Origin of the sequence: Pseudoduganella namucuonensis (assembly GCF_900116645.1) — a bacterium.
In the GTDB taxonomy this organism is placed as follows: Bacteria; Pseudomonadota; Gammaproteobacteria; order Burkholderiales; family Burkholderiaceae_D; genus Rugamonas; species Rugamonas namucuonensis.
The window spans coordinates 90,392-104,423 of the sequence record NZ_FPBO01000013.1; the positions used below are offsets into that span (position 1 = coordinate 90,392).

Annotated in this window: 12 protein-coding genes; 4 read left to right on the forward strand and 8 right to left on the reverse strand. The window is 67.6% G+C overall.

Features of this window, described 5'->3' with window-relative positions; all coding sequences use genetic code 11:
* Positions 1-35 precede the first annotated feature (35 nt).
* The 3 genes from BM436_RS15585 to yjgA are packed head-to-tail and all read right to left on the reverse strand — an operon-like array spanning position 36 to position 1,924.
* Positions 36-704, reverse strand: coding sequence for an alpha/beta hydrolase (locus tag BM436_RS15585; protein WP_093556451.1), 669 nt, complete (start codon positions 702-704; stop codon positions 36-38).
* A gap of 10 nt (positions 705-714) precedes the next feature.
* Positions 715-1,323 (reverse strand): molybdopterin adenylyltransferase, encoded by a 609-nt coding sequence (gene mog, locus BM436_RS15590; protein ID WP_093556452.1) that lies wholly within the window; start codon positions 1,321-1,323, stop codon positions 715-717.
* Positions 1,313-1,924 (reverse strand): ribosome biogenesis factor YjgA, encoded by a 612-nt coding sequence (gene yjgA, locus BM436_RS15595; RefSeq protein ID WP_093556453.1) that lies wholly within the window; start codon positions 1,922-1,924, stop codon positions 1,313-1,315. Before yjgA ends, mog begins: the two co-directional genes overlap by 11 nt.
* A 92-nt stretch (positions 1,925-2,016) precedes the next feature.
* Here yjgA and pmbA point away from each other — a divergent pair, with 92 nt between their 5' ends.
* The gene (gene pmbA, locus BM436_RS15600) at positions 2,017-3,369 is read left to right on the forward strand and encodes a metalloprotease PmbA (RefSeq protein ID WP_093556454.1); all 1,353 of its coding nucleotides are present in this window, start codon (positions 2,017-2,019) and stop codon (positions 3,367-3,369) included.
* Positions 3,370-3,489: 120 nt separating this feature from the next.
* Positions 3,490-4,581 carry a TRAP transporter substrate-binding protein gene (locus BM436_RS15605; RefSeq protein WP_093556455.1) on the forward strand — a complete coding sequence of 364 codons (1,092 nt, stop codon included), beginning with the start codon at positions 3,490-3,492 and terminating at the stop codon, positions 4,579-4,581.
* Positions 4,582-4,685: 104 nt separating this feature from the next.
* Here the strand turns inward: BM436_RS15605 and BM436_RS15610 are convergent, their stop codons facing one another.
* From BM436_RS15610 to BM436_RS15620, 3 genes are all read right to left on the reverse strand, one after another.
* On the reverse strand, positions 4,686-5,795 hold the full coding sequence (locus tag BM436_RS15610) for a hypothetical protein (RefSeq protein ID WP_093556456.1): 1,110 nt from the start codon (positions 5,793-5,795) through the stop codon (positions 4,686-4,688).
* 74 nt (positions 5,796-5,869) lie between these two features.
* Positions 5,870-8,077 (reverse strand): TonB-dependent receptor plug domain-containing protein, encoded by a 2,208-nt coding sequence (locus BM436_RS15615; RefSeq protein ID WP_177307220.1) that lies wholly within the window; start codon positions 8,075-8,077, stop codon positions 5,870-5,872.
* Positions 8,078-8,147: 70 nt separating this feature from the next.
* Positions 8,148-9,275, reverse strand: a complete 1,128-nt coding sequence (locus BM436_RS15620) for a M14 family metallopeptidase (protein WP_093556458.1) — start codon at positions 9,273-9,275, stop codon at positions 8,148-8,150.
* A 118-nt stretch (positions 9,276-9,393) separates the two neighbouring features.
* Between BM436_RS15620 and BM436_RS15625 the strand changes: the two genes are divergently transcribed.
* Positions 9,394-10,479, forward strand: a complete 1,086-nt coding sequence (locus BM436_RS15625; RefSeq protein ID WP_093556459.1) for a TRAP transporter substrate-binding protein — start codon at positions 9,394-9,396, stop codon at positions 10,477-10,479.
* Between the two features lie 105 nt (positions 10,480-10,584).
* Here the strand turns inward: BM436_RS15625 and BM436_RS15630 are convergent, their stop codons facing one another.
* On the reverse strand, positions 10,585-11,886 hold the full coding sequence (locus BM436_RS15630) for a metal-dependent hydrolase family protein (RefSeq protein ID WP_093556460.1): 1,302 nt from the start codon (positions 11,884-11,886) through the stop codon (positions 10,585-10,587).
* A 148-nt stretch (positions 11,887-12,034) separates the two neighbouring features.
* On the opposite strand from BM436_RS15630, the gene BM436_RS15635 reads away from it, so the two are divergent.
* The gene (locus BM436_RS15635; RefSeq protein ID WP_093556461.1) at positions 12,035-12,295 is read left to right on the forward strand and encodes a hypothetical protein; all 261 of its coding nucleotides are present in this window, start codon (positions 12,035-12,037) and stop codon (positions 12,293-12,295) included.
* A gap of 36 nt (positions 12,296-12,331) precedes the next feature.
* Here the strand turns inward: BM436_RS15635 and BM436_RS15640 are convergent, their stop codons facing one another.
* Positions 12,332-14,011, reverse strand: a complete 1,680-nt coding sequence (locus BM436_RS15640) for a methyl-accepting chemotaxis protein (protein ID WP_093556517.1) — start codon at positions 14,009-14,011, stop codon at positions 12,332-12,334.
* Positions 14,012-14,032 lie beyond the last annotated feature (21 nt).

Consider the following 14,032-nt stretch of genomic DNA (forward strand, 5'->3'; position numbering starts at 1 on the left):
AAATATTTCCTCGAAAACGTGGTCTGTCCCCGGTTTTACGCCAGCACGCGTTTCAGCCAGGCGCCGATGTGCTCGACCTCTTCCTGGCACAGCGAGTGCTGCATGTAGTAGTCGTGCCACTCCACGTCGTAGCCCAGCGACTTCAGCAGGTCGCGCGAGGCCTCGGCGCGGGCCACCGGGATCACCGGGTCCATGCGGCCGTGCACCATGAAGATCGGCGTTTGCAGGCTCGCCTCGCTGCGCTCGGCCGCCACCACGTTCGCCAGCGGCACGTAGCCGGACAGGCACATCAGCCCCGCCAGCTTCTCGGGATGGCGCAGGCCGGCCTGCAAGGTCATCGCGCAGCCCTGCGAGAAGCCCGCCACGATGATGCGCCCGGCCGGAATCCCGCGCGCCTTTTCACGGGCGATCAGCGCCTCCACCTGCAGCTGCGAGGCGCGCAGGCCCTTCTCGTCCTCCTGGCGGCCCAGGTCGGTGTGGATGATGTCGTACCAGGCGCGCATCACGTAGCCGTTGTTGATGGTCACCGGCATGGTGTTCGCGTGCGGGAAGATGAAGCGGATGGCGGGCAGGCCGCTCAGGTCCAGCTCGTTCACCATGGGCACGAAGTCGTTGCCGTCGGCGCCCAGGCCGTGCATCCAGATGATGGACACGGTGGGATTGGCGCCCGATTCGATTTCAATGTTTTCCAGCAGTGCGGTCATAAGGCTTTCCTCAGTTGGCGGGGGCGGGCTTCAGGGCCGATTTGGGCCGGAACGCCTTGCACACCGCCGGATTGGTTTCCATGTACGGGCCGCCGATCAGGTCCACGCAGTAGGGCACGGCGGCGAAGATGCCGCCCACCAGCTGCTTGCCGTCGGCGTCCCTCAGGCCTTCCAGGGTTTCCTTGATGGCCTTGGGCTGGCCGGGCAGGTTCATCACCAGGGCGGCGTGGTCGGGCGTTTCGCGGATCACGGCGGTCTGGCGCGACAGGATGGCGGTCGGCACGAAAGCGAGGCTGATCTGGCGCATCTGCTCGCCGAAGCCCGGCATTTCCTTGGTGGCGATGGCCAGCGTGGCCTCCGGCGTCACGTCGCGGCGCGACGGGCCGGTGCCGCCGGTGGTCAGCACCAGGTGGCAGCGCGCGCCGTCCACCAGTTCCACCAGCGTGGCCTCGATTTGCGCGCGCTCGTCGGGGATCAATCGCGTCTCGACGCGGAAGGGCGTGGTCAGCGCGGACTTCAGCCAGTCCTCCAGCGCGGGAATGCCCTGGTCCTGGTAGACGCCGCCGCTGGCGCGGTCGGAGACCGACACCAGGCCAACCACCAAAACGTCACTCGTCATCTTGTTCGCTGTCCTCGTCTTCCAGCTCTTCGCCGTCGGCGGCCGCCTTGGCCTTGCGGTGCTTGGCGTCGATCTGCTTGAGGATCTGGAAGATCTCGCGGTAGGCCTTGGGCGGCTTGTTCTCGGCCTGTTCCTTGCGGGCGTTGCGGATCAGGGTGCGCAGGTGCTGCACGTCCAGTTCCGGGTTTTCCGACAGCAGCGTGGTCAGCGCGTTGTCGTCGGCCAGCAGCTTGTCGCGGCGGCGCTCCAGCGCGTGCATGGCGGCGGTGTCGGCCTTGGAGGCGCCTTTCCAGCCCTCGATGGCGCGCTGGATGACGGCGACCTCCTCCTCGTCCAGGGTGCGCATCTTCTTGCCCACGAACTGCATCGCGCGGCGGCGGCCTTCGTGATTGGTGATCGATTGGCAAGTCAGAATGGCTTCCAGCACATCCTCGGGCATCGGCACCCGCTTGACGCGGTCGCGCGGCGCTTCCACCAGGTCGGCGCCCAGCTGTTGCAGCGCGTCGGACTGGCGTTTGAGTTCGGTTTTGGAGGGGCGCTCGTATTCCTGTTCGAATTCGGACGATTGGAACCCGCAGGCGCCCCGGTTTGGATTTGGCATGATAAGAGGGGGCCAGGTGCGAACCCGGCCTGTAAAAACAGTAAACGACTGCTATGATAACTGTTTTACCGGCCACCCGAAGAAAACACCACATGAGCGACTCCGTCTTCACCCACAGTCAGGACCAATTAAAACAGCTGGCGCGCGACGTTCTGGCGTACGCGAAGGAGAAGGGCGGCACCGACTCCGCGGTGGAGATCAGCGAGGGATTCGGCCTGTCGGTGTCGGTCCGCAAGAGCAAGATCGAGACCATCGAGCAGAACAAGGACAAGGGCCTGGGCGTGACGGTGTTCATCGGCCAGAAGCGCGGCAACGCCAGCACCTCCGACTTCTCCGCCGCCTCGCTGCGCGCCACTGTGGACGCGGCCTACAACATCGCCAACTTCACGGCCGACGACGACTGCGCCGGCCTGCCCGACGAGGACCAGCTGGAACTGAATCCGCGCGACCTGAAGCTGTTCTACCCCTGGCACATCAGCACCGAGGAGGCCGTGGTGCTGGCGCAACGCGCCGAGGCGGCCGCCTTCGCGGTCGACCCGCGCATCACCAACAGCGAGGGCGCCGGTGTGCACGTGCAGCAATCGCACTTCGTGGCGGCCAACTCGCGCGGCTTCATCGGCGGCTACCCGTATTCGCGCCACACGCTGTCGGTGGCGCCGATCGCCGGCAAGGGCGCCAAGATGCAGCGCGACGACTGGTACAGCTCCGTGCGCGACGCCGCCAGGATGGCGCAGCCGGAAGCCATCGGCCGTTACGCCGCCGAGCGCGCGCTGGCCCGCCTGAACGCGCGCAAGCTGGACACCCGCACCTGCCCGGTGCTGTTCGAGGCGCCGCTGGCGGCCGGCCTGCTGGGCGCCTTCGTGCAAGCCACGTCCGGCGGCGCGCTGTACCGCAAATCCACCTTCCTGCTCGACAGCCTGGGCAAGCGGGTGTTCCCGTCCCACATCCAGATCAAGGAAGACCCGCACGTGGTCGGCGCGGTCGGCTCCGCCCCGTTCGACGAGGAGGGCGTGCGCACCGAGCGCCGCGACGTGGTCAAGAACGGCGAGGTGCAGGGCTATTTCCTGTCCACCTACTCGGCGCGCAAGCTGGGCATGAAAACCACCGGCAACGCCGGCGGCTCGCACAACCTGTCCATGACCTCGTCCCGCACCAAGAAGTCGGACGATTTCGAGGCCATGCTGCGCAAGATGGGCACCGGCCTGCTGGTCACCGAACTGATGGGCCAGGGCACCAACTACGTGACGGGCGACTACTCGCGCGGCGCGTCCGGCTACTGGGTCGAGAACGGCGTGATCCAGTACCCGGTGGAGGAGATCACCATCGCCGGCAACATGAAGGACATGTTCCAGCAGATCGTCGGCATCGGCTCGGACGTGCTGGTGCGCGGCACCAAGCAGACCGGCTCCATCCTGATCGAAAAAATGGTCGTCGCCGGCGGCTGAGCGCCCGCGGTATAAGCCGCTGTGCATATGCTGCACGGCGGCATCATATTTTCGTTGCAAGCTTGTAGTTGTTTCCATACACTGTCTCCGGCATAACACCACCTACCAGGAGACAAAAGCATGGAACGTCGTTCCTTTCTGACGAAGGCTGCTGTAGGCGCCTCTGTGGGCGCGATCGCCGCGCCCGCGCTGGCGCAGTCCCAACCGACCATCAACTGGCGCCTGGCGTCCAGTTTCCCGAAATCGCTGGATACCATCTTCGGTGCGGCGGACACCTTCACCAAACGCGTTTCCCAGCTCACCGGCGGCAAATTCAACATCCGCTCCTTCGCGGGCGGCGAGATCGTCCCCGGCCTGCAGGTGATGGACGCGGTGCAGGCCGGCACCGTCGAGTGCGGCCACAGCGCCTCCTACTACTACTTCGGCAAGGACGCCACCTTCGCCTTCGACTGCGCGGTGCCCTTCGGCTTGACCTCGCGCCAGCACACCGCCTGGTACGACCAGGGCGGCGGGCGCGAACTGACCCGCGAATTCTTCAAGGGCTACGGCATCATCAACTTCCTGGGCGGCAACTCCGGTACCCAGATGGGCGGCTGGTTCCGCAAGGAAGTCAAATCCGTGGCCGACCTGAAGGGCACCAAGATGCGCGTCGGCGGCTTCGCCGGCAGGGTGCTCGAGCGCCTGGGCCTGGTGCCGCAGCAGCTGGCCGGCGGCGACATCTACCCGGCGCTGGAAAAGGGCACCATCGACGCGGCGGAATGGGTGGGCCCCTACGACGACGAGAAGCTGGGCTTTCACAAGGTGGCGCCGTTCTACTACGCGCCGGGCTGGTGGGAGGCGGGCGCCTCGTTCTCGTTCTACGTGAACATCAAGGAATGGGAAAAGCTGCCCAAGGAATACCAGGCCGCGATCGAATGCGCGTCCTACGAGGCGCACGTGGTGATGCAGGCCGAGTACGACTTCCGCAACCCGGCCGCGCTGGCGCGCCTGCTGAAGAGCGGCGTCAAGCTGCGCAACTTCCCGAAGGACATGATGGACGCCTGCTACAAGGCGGCCACCGACGTGATGAACGAGGAAGCGGCCAAGAACGCCAAGTTCGCCAAGATCTACGAACCGTGGAAGCGCTTCCGCCAGGACCAGAACCAGTGGGCCTCCGTGGCCGAGGCGACGATGCAGAACTTCCTCATCAACGCGGGCCGCGGCGGCAAATAAGCCCCGATAGCTTGTGCGAAACCGGCACGCGCCGGGCTCAAAACCGGGGTCAGACCACGTTTTTCGGAAACATTGCCCGGAAATCGTGGTCTGACCCCGGTTTTTTATCGGCACGCCGCGCTGCGCGGCTGGCCGCAGCCGATCAGGCCCGCCACGTCCGGGTTTTCCAGGTAGCGCAGGTGCGCCAGGTCCGGCCGCTCGAAGGCGCCGAACCAGGTGCCGGCGTTGGACACCAGCACGTTGAACACCTCCACGTCCTTGCGGGCGTAGCGCTCGCGCTCCAGCGTGTACGACAGCAGGTCGTTGGGATCGGTGTAGGCCACCACCGTCAGGCGCGCGAGGCCGGCCGCCCGGAGCGCCGGGCCGCGCCGCCGTAGCAGCAGGCGCTGCAGGCTGTCGTGCGCCGTCACGGCGAGCGCGCCCGGGCTGGGCAGGCGCTGGTCCGCCAGCGCCAGGGTGGGGATCTGGTTGGCCGCCATGTTCAGGTAGCCCAGCCGGTCCACCGTCCGCTGCGCGGCGGCCGCCGCGTGGCTGGCGGCCGGTTCGTCCAGCATGTCGTTCAGGGTGTCGAACAGGATCTTGCTGCCCAGGCTTTCCGAGATCACCACCAGCGGGGCCGGTGGCCCGGATTGCGCGGATTGTTCAGTTTGCGCCGTCGCGCGCAGGATCGCCTCGCGCATCTGCCGCTGGATCTCGCCGCGCGCCGCGCCCTGGTAGATCATCGCGTCGGCCAGGCAGTCGTCCAGCAGCAGGTCCTTCAGCCGCGCGTTGAGGCTGGCGCGCCGCGGCTGGAAGGGCTCGGAGCCCTGGCAGATCGGCGACTTGTCGGTCTGGTCGTAGCACAGCTGCGTTTTCAGCGGCGTCGTGAGCGGGGACCAGATCAGGGACTGGAAGCGGATCTCGCCCTGAGGTGTGCGCACCGTGGCGGGGATGATCTCGATCCCCGTCCCCGTTTCGGCCGCGCGCGCGGGGGCCGGCGCGGTGTTCGCGGCCAGCGCGGTGGCCAGCGTCCGCACCGTGTCCGCCGCCCAGCGCGCGTCGTGCGTGCACATGCCGTGCACCAGCATCACGTCCACCGTGCGCGCGGGCGCCTCGCGCACGAAATCGATCAGCCCCGGAAACCGCGCGTCGGCCTCCATGAATCGCGGCGGATGGTAGGGCGTGGTGCAGGCGCTCAGCGACAGCAGCAGCGGCAGGACGGTCAGCTTGATCATGGCGGTCTCCGGTGGTGGAAAAACCATCATGGCAAGCCGGAGCGGGCCCCGGCTTGCGTTGGCTCAGGGACAGCTTAGAACTTCATCTCCATCAGCGCCCGCACGACCGCCACGGTCGGCGTGATGGTGGTGTCGCTGGTGGCGCCGCGCGGGGTGGTGAAACGCGATTGCGCCAGGTTGTCCTGGTGCAGGGCGTTCGACAGCGAGACGCGCAGCTGGTTCCTGGGATTGAATTTCCACAGCCCGTACAAGTCCAGCGAGCGCTTGGGCACCGTGTAGGCGTACTGGTTCAGCGCGATCCGCACCGGGCCGCCGCTCTGGAAGCTGTAGCTGCCGCCGGCCGTCAGCGGCAGCGCGTCCATCTTGTAGTCCAGGCCCAGCGTGCCGCTGACCGGGGTTTGCTGGTCCAGGCGGTTGTCCGGGCCGGGCACCGAGTTCAGTTTCGACCAGTTGCGGGCGACGTTGGCGCGCACCTCGACGGCGGGCGCCTTCGGATACAGGGAACGCAAAGGCAGCTTCGCCTCCAGCTCCACGCCGCGGGTCCAGGCCACGCCGTCGTTGATCGGGCGCGACACCCACTGGCCGTCGATCTCCGTCACCGTGTTGTGCGTGATGTCCTCGATGCGGCGCACGAAGGTGCTGGCCGTCAGCAGGCCGCCGTTCGGCAGGTAGTGCTCGTACGCCAAGTCCAGGCCCCAGGCCAGTTCCGGCTTCAGTTGCGGATTGCCCATCTGGTCCGGCGTGGTCGGGCTGTTGTTGTTGGAGACGAAGCGGCGCGGAATCAGGCTGTTCACGCCGGGCGCCTTGTAGGTGCGCGTGAGGCCCAGGCGCAGCTGGTCGTTTTTACTGTCCGGCAGCTTCCACAGCGTCTGGAACAGCGGGCTCCAGACGCTGGACTTGTTGTCCACCGGCGCGTAGCCCGTGCCCTCGCTCTTGGTCCGGATGCCCTCCCAGCGCAGCCCCAGGTACACCGACCAGCGCTCCGTCACCTGCCACTCGTCCTGGCCGAACAGGGCCAGGCGCGTGACGTCCGCGTTGTACAGCTGGTCCAGGTCGACGGGCTTGATGTGGGCCGGGTCCGCGGGGCTGATGTGGGAGCGTTCGCGCTGGATGCGGTCCTCGTAGCGGGTGCTGTACGCCGCGTCCCAGCCCATGGACAGCGCGTGGCGCTCGATCAGCGGCGTGGCGTACTTGCCGGTGGTGCTGAAGCCCTTGTCGCTGGACTCCGAATCGACGGTGCGGCTCATGGCCAGCGTGCGGTCCCGGTAGTACTGCCGCGAAGGCGCCTCGATGACGCGGCGGTTGTAGTTCACGCCGCCCTTCACCTCCAGCCTGGCGCCCCGCGCCAGCTTGCGCGTCCAGGTCAGGTCGCTGCGCAGCATGTCCATGTCCGAGCGCACGCCCAGGTCGGTGCCGCTGTAGCGCGGCGCGCCGCCCAGCAGGGTGGCGATGCGTTCCGTGTTGCTGGCGCGGAAGCGGTTCAGGTTGATGAAACTCTGCGAGGTGACGATGTCGCCCGGCCCCAGGTTGATGTTCACGCGCGGCGACAGGCCGAAGCCCTTGAACACGCCCTCGCTCTCCAGCGCCGCGTGGCGCAGCAGGTTGGGGGCGCCGGCCGGGTCCTCGCCGGTGGTGACGATGCGCGACGGCCGGTCGAACTTGCCGTAGCTGAGGTTGCCGCCGATGGCGTACGACAGCGCGCCGCTGCGGTCCGACAGCTGGAAGTTGGAATTGGTGCCGAACTTGCCGTTGTCGTCCTGCAGGCCGATCTTCAGTTCCTTCTGCGCGGTCTGGATCGCCTTTTTCAGCACGATGTTGATGCCGCCGGCGATGGCCTGGGTGCTGTATTCGGCGGTGGCGGCGCGCATCACCTCGACGCGCTCGATCATGTCCGGCGACAGCGAGTCCAGCGAGAAGCCGGGCGGCGCCGGTTCGCCGTTCAGCATGATCTGCGTGTAGCCGCTGCCCAGGCCGCGCATGCGGATGTCGCCGCCGCGGCCCTGCACGCCGCCCATCGTCACGCCCGGCAGGCGCTTGAGCACCTCGCCGATGGTGGTGTCGCCGTTCTTCAGGATCTCCTCCTGCGTCACCACGATCTTGGTGGCGGTGTCGTTGCGGCGCGCGTCGTAGCCGGCCGCCGCGCCCTTGACCTCGACCTGCTGGATGGCGGGCTTGGCCTCGTCGGCCGCGTGGGCGTGCTGCGCGGCCAGCAGCGCGGGGACGGCGGCGAGCATGCGCAGCAGGGAGTGGGAGGGGAGGGAGGGGCGGGTGGGACGGGTCATTGTTGTTGGCTTATCGTTGGACATAAAAAAGCCCTGCCGCCTGGGCAGGGCCGGTGCCGCGCGGGACGGATCAGGCGCGCAGCGATTGCAGCACGGGCTGCAGGATGGACGCGCCCAGGGCGGCGCTGCGGGCACCGTCCCAGCCGGCCACCGGGTCGGGATCGTTGGCGTTGTCCTTGAACGGCATCTCCAGGGTCAGCGACAGGCAGCCGAAGGCGTGGGTGACGTGCGGCGAACCCATGGTCAGCGTCTCGGCGGTGTAGGGCGTCGCGCCGTAGCCGTGCAGGTCCTGGAAGTCCGGGCTGGCGATCTTGAAGTCGGCGATGAAGCGGTCCTGCGCGGCGCGCTGCGCCTCGGTGAAGTCCGGCAAGGACTCGCTGCCCGCCACGAACACGTAGGGCAGGCCCTCGTCGCCGTGCACGTCCAGGCACAGGTCGACGCCGGTCTCGTGCATTTTTCGCTTGACCAGGAACACCTCGGGGCTGCGCTCCATGGTCGGATTCAGCCACTCGCGGTTCAGGTTGGCGCCGGCCGCGTTGGTGCGCAGGTTGCCGCGCACCGAGCCGTCCGGATTCATGTTCGGCACCACGTAGAACACCGCCTCCTTCAGCAGTTGGCGGCCGAAGGGGTTGGCGTCGTCCAGCAGCGCGTCCAGCATGCCCTCGACGAACCACTCGGCCATCGTCTCGCCGGGATGCTGGCGCGCGATGACCCAGACCTTCTTCTTGCCGTCGACCGGCTCGCCGATCACCAGCAGGTTCATGTCGTGGCCGTCGATGGTCGAGCCCAGGTCCACCTGGCGCACGTGCGGCGACAGCTGGGCGCTGTCCAGCAGGGCCAGGTGGCGCTCGTACGAATACGGCTCGAAATAGGCGTAGTACACGCTGTCGAATTCGGGCGTGTGGTTGATGGTCATGGTGTCGCCGTCGAAGCTGGTCGGCACGCGGAACCAGCTGGCGCGGTCGTAGCTGGCCACGGCCTGGTAGCCCTCCCAGCCGGCCGGATACGCGGCCTTGCCGGCGTTCAGGAAATTCATGGTCAGCGGGGTCGCCCTGGCGCCCTGCACGCGGAAGTAGAACCACTGGATGATATCGGCGTGGGAGTCCTTGCGGATGTTCAGGTCGATCGCGGAAGGGTCGTCCGCGCGCAGAACGTCGATGGCGCCAGCATCGAATTGGTGGCTGATTTTGATCGTCATTGCTCAAATCCCGGATTGGTGAGAGACGCCATGATACTAGCTTTGCAGCAAGCTTGTGATTGCAAGCTTGCCAATTCGGACATACACTCGCTGGACAACCTGACCGGAGACCCACCCCATGGAACGTCGTTCTTTCCTGAAAAAAGCATCGGCAGGCGCCGCCGCCGGCGCGCTGGCCGCCCCCGCGCTGGCGCAAGCGCAGCCCGCCGTGACCTGGCGCCTGGCCTCGAGCTTCCCCAAGACGCTGGACACCATCTACGGCTCGGCCGAGCAGTTCGTCAAGCGCGTGGCCGAGCTCACGGGCGGAAAATTCCAGATCCGCCAGCACGCGGCCGGCGAGATCGTCCCCGGCCTGCAAGTGATGGACGCGGTGCAGGCCGGCACGGTGGAGATGGGCCACACGCCGTCCTACTACTACTTCGGCAAGGACCCCACGTTCGCCTTCGACTGCGCGGTGCCGTTCGGCCTGACCTCGCGCCAGCAGACCGCCTGGTTCGACCAGGGCGGCGGGCGCGAACTGTTGCGCGAGTTCTACAAGGGCTACGGCATCATCAACTTCCTGGCCGGGAACACCGGTACCCAGATGGGCGGCTGGTACCGCAAGGAGATCAAGACCGTGGCCGACGTGAAGGGCCTGAAGATCCGCATCGCCGGCTTCGCCGGTCGCGTGATGGAGCGCATGGGCGCGGTGCCGCAGCAGATCCCGGCCAACGACGTCTACGCCGCGCTGGAGAAGGGCACGATCGACGCCGCCGAGTGGGTCGGCCCCTACGACGACGAAAAGCTGGGCCTGCAAAAGGTGGCGCCGCACTACTACGCGCCGGGCTGGTGGGAGGCCGGGCCGCAGTTGTCGTTCTACATCAACATCAAGGAATGGGAAAAGCTGCCCAAGGAATACAAGGCCGCGATCGAATGCGCCAGCTACGAATGCCACGTCATCATGCAAGCCGACTACGACGCCAAGAACCCGGCGGCGCTGGCGCGGCTGCTGAAGAACGGCGCCAAGCTGCACAGCTTCTCGAAAGAGATCATGGACGCCGCCTACAAGCACTCGACGGCGGTGATGGAAGAGGAAGCCGCCAAGAACGCCAAGTTCAAGAAGATCTACGACCCCTGGAAGCGCTTCCGCCACGACCAGAACCAATGGGCCTCGGTGGCCGAAGCCACGATGCAAAACTACCTCATCAGCCTCGGCCGCAAATAATTAACACTTTTACATCGGTGTCAGGCGCGACATTCGGACATTCCGGGAGGTACGGACGAGTCCGTGTCCGAATGTCGCGCCTGACACCGATGTGGTTTTGATAAGTTATTCGGACTTGGCGACCGCGCCGGCCATCATGACGAAGCGCACGCGCTTGAGCTCGGTGATGTCGCGCAGCGGGTCGGCGGCGACGGCGATCAGGTCGGCGCTCTTGCCCGCCTCCAGCGTGCCGGCCTGCGCGCCCACGCCCAGCAGGTCGGCGGCGTTCACCGTCGCCGCCTTGATCGCTTCCATCGGGCTCATGCCGTACTGGACCATCAGTTCGAATTCATCGGCGTTGCGGCCGTGCTTGGACACGCCCGCGTCCGTGCCGAAGGCGATCTTCACGCCGCGCGCGTGCGCCAGCTTGAGCGACTTGCCGGTGATGCCGATGCGCCAGTCGATCTTGGCCCGCACCGCCGGCGCATAGGCGTCCGGATTGGCGGCGATGCGCTCCTTGTAGCCGTTCACCGTGGACAGCGTCGGCACGTAGTACGCGCCCGATTTCAGGAACAGCTGCACGCCCTTCTCGTCCAGCAGCGTGCCGTGCTCGATCGAGTCGGCGCCCGCCGCCAGCGCGAGGTTGATGCCGCCGTCGCCGTGCGCGTGCACCGCCACCTTTTTGCCGTACAGGTGGGCGGTCTCGATCAGCGCCCTGGCCTCGTCGTCGAACATCTGCCTGGCCACGCCCGCGCCCACCATGCTGTTCACGCCGCCCGTGGTGGCGATCTTGATCACGTCCACGCCGCGCCCGATCTGCTTGCGCACCGCGCGCCGGCAGCTTTCCACGCCGTCGCACAGGTTCTCGTCGCTGACGCCGTGCCGCACCCAGTCGGCGTAGCCGAGGCGGCCGTCCATGTGGCCGGCCGTGGTGGAGATGGACGTGCCCGCGTCCAGAATGCGCGGGCCTTGCACCCAGCCCTTGTTGACCGCGTCGCGCAGCGCCAGGGTGACGCCGTCCGGGCCGTCGCCCAGGTTGCGCACGGTGGTGAAGCCGGCCGCCAAGGTCTTGCGGGCGTTCATTTCGGCCTCGTAGGCCCAGGCCGCCGGGCTGGTGTTGACGTTGGCCAGCGCGCCCTCGGCGCCGGCGCGGTCCGACACCAGGTGCACATGGCTGTCGATCAGGCCGGGCAGCACGAAGCGCTCGCGCAGGTCGACGATCGTCGCGCCGGGATACATGTCCACGCCCACATGTCCGTCCAGCACGGCGCTGATCTTGCCGTTTTCCACCACCAGCGTGGCCGCCCCGCGCGGCGCGTGGCCGGGACGGTCCAGCAGTTTCCCGGCCTGGACCAGGATGACCCCCGCCGCCAGCGCGGCGCCGGGCGCGAGCAGGGAGAGCAGGACGGTGGCGGTGGCGAGCTTCATGGGGGCGCTTTCGGGGGACGGGGAGAGCGGCGAGCATAGCACGCGACGCACCGGTGAGAAAGATCAAGGCCGGCGCGCGCGGGTTTGATAAGTTGGCTTGCGGCCCTCCGCATTGTGCGGCCGCGCCGCGTTATCGAGGAGCATCATCATGGACTCTTGCGGACCCGAGCACATCGAAGTGCTGGACAAGAAAATCAACGCCCTCGGCGACGCCCTGGCGCACCTGGGGCAGGGCACGTCGCTGAAGGAACTGCTGCGCATCATCCGTTTCCCCGGCTACACCACGCCGGCCGAATTCGCCTTCAGCGTCGCCATGCTGGATTCGATGGCGCTGCAGACGCGCATGCTGGAGCAGATGGGCGACCACCTGCTGAGCGCGGCGAAACAGGTCGGCCGGGAACAGCGTTGACGGCGCGGCGGCCGGTAGCGCCGGCCCGCCCGGGCCTCAGAACCGCGTGAAGCTGCCGTTGGCCGCGTCGAGGTCCCGGCCCATCACGACTTGCCGCAGCGGCGCCTTGCGGCGGCTGGCCGCGAGCTTGGCCGGCGCCGGTGCGAACGGTTCGGCGGCGCGCTCGGCGCGGGTCTTGAAGAAGCCCATCGCCTGCTGCAGTTCGCCGGCTTGCGCGCTCATTTCCTCGGCCGTGGCGGCCAGCTGTTCGGAGCCGGCGGCGTTTTGCTGGGTGGTCTGGCTCAATTGGCTCAGCGCGACGTTGATCTGCGCCACGCCGGCCGATTGCTCGTCCGAGGCGCCGCTGATTTCCTGCACCAGGTCCGAGGTCCGCTTGATGTTGGGCACCATGGAGTTGAGCAGGGTGCCGGCCCGCTCGGCCAGGCTGACGCTGCCGCCCGCCACTTCGCCGATCTCCTGCGCCGCCACCTGGCTGCGCTCGGCCAGTTTGCGCACCTCGGCCGCCACCACGGCGAAGCCCTTGCCGTGCTCGCCGGCGCGCGCCGCCTCGATGGCCGCGTTCAGCGCCAGCAGGTTGGTCTGGTAGGCGATGTCGTCGATGATGGCGATCTTGCGCGCGATCTCGCGCATCGCCACCACTGTCGAGCCGACCGCCGTGCCGCCCTCCACCGCCTCGGTCGCGGCCTGGCTGGCCATGGTGTCGGTGACGCGCGCGTTCTCCGTGTTCTGCGCGATCGAGGCCGTCATTTCCTCGACCGAGGCGCTGGTCTCCTCCACGCTGGCGGCCTGCTCGCTGGCGGCCTGCGCCAGCGACTGCGCGGTGCTGCTCACTTCCTCGGACGCGCTGGCCAGCGCGTGGGCGCTGTCGTTGACGTTGCCCACCACCGCCGCCAGCCGCGTCACCATGGTCTTCATGCAGAACAGCAGGCTGCTGTTGTCGTGCTCGCCGGTATGGATTTCCACCGACAGGTCCCCGGACGCCACCCGGTTGACCACCTCGGCCGCGTAGGCCGGGTCGCCGCCCAGCTGGCGCAGCGTGGCCGTCAGGATGAGCAGGCCCAGCGTCACCACGATGGCGGCGGCCGCGCCGAATATGACGGCCATGTGGCGCTGCGCGTCGGCCATGTCGTCGCGCGCGGCGGCGGTCGCGGCGGCGGCCAGGCGCAGGTTCAGTTCCAGCACCTTGTCCAGCGCCACGCGCACGTGCTCGATATGGGGACCGGCCGCGTTCGCCGCCAGGCGGAATTCCTCGAGCGCCTCCTTGTGCGCGGCGGCGTCCCTGGCCTGGGCCAGCCGTTCGGCGGCCGCGATCACGCGCTGGCCGCTTTCCTGGCGCGGCGCCCAGGCGGCGAGGAATTCCCTGTACAGCTCGGCTTCCTCGCTGCTTTGCGGCAGCGGCTCGTAGATCTTGCGCCCGCCCGCGACCTCGGCGAAGCCGTTCCGCATCGCCGTGACTTGCGCCGCGATCTCGCCCTGCGCCCGCATGTCGTCGGCGTGGCGGAACACGCCCAGCGCGCCGATGCGGATCGCGCGGTTGCCCAGCTTGATCTGGTACAGGCCGGTCACCGACGGCAGGCGCACGTCCGCCACTTCCGTGAATCCGTGGTTCGCGCCGCGCAGGCCGGCATAGCCGGCGGCGCCGACCAGCGCGATGCCCAGCACCGCAAGACCCAGCAACAGGGACAGCTTTACTTTGATGGTAAGGCGATTCAGCATGGTCATCCTCATCGGTTAACG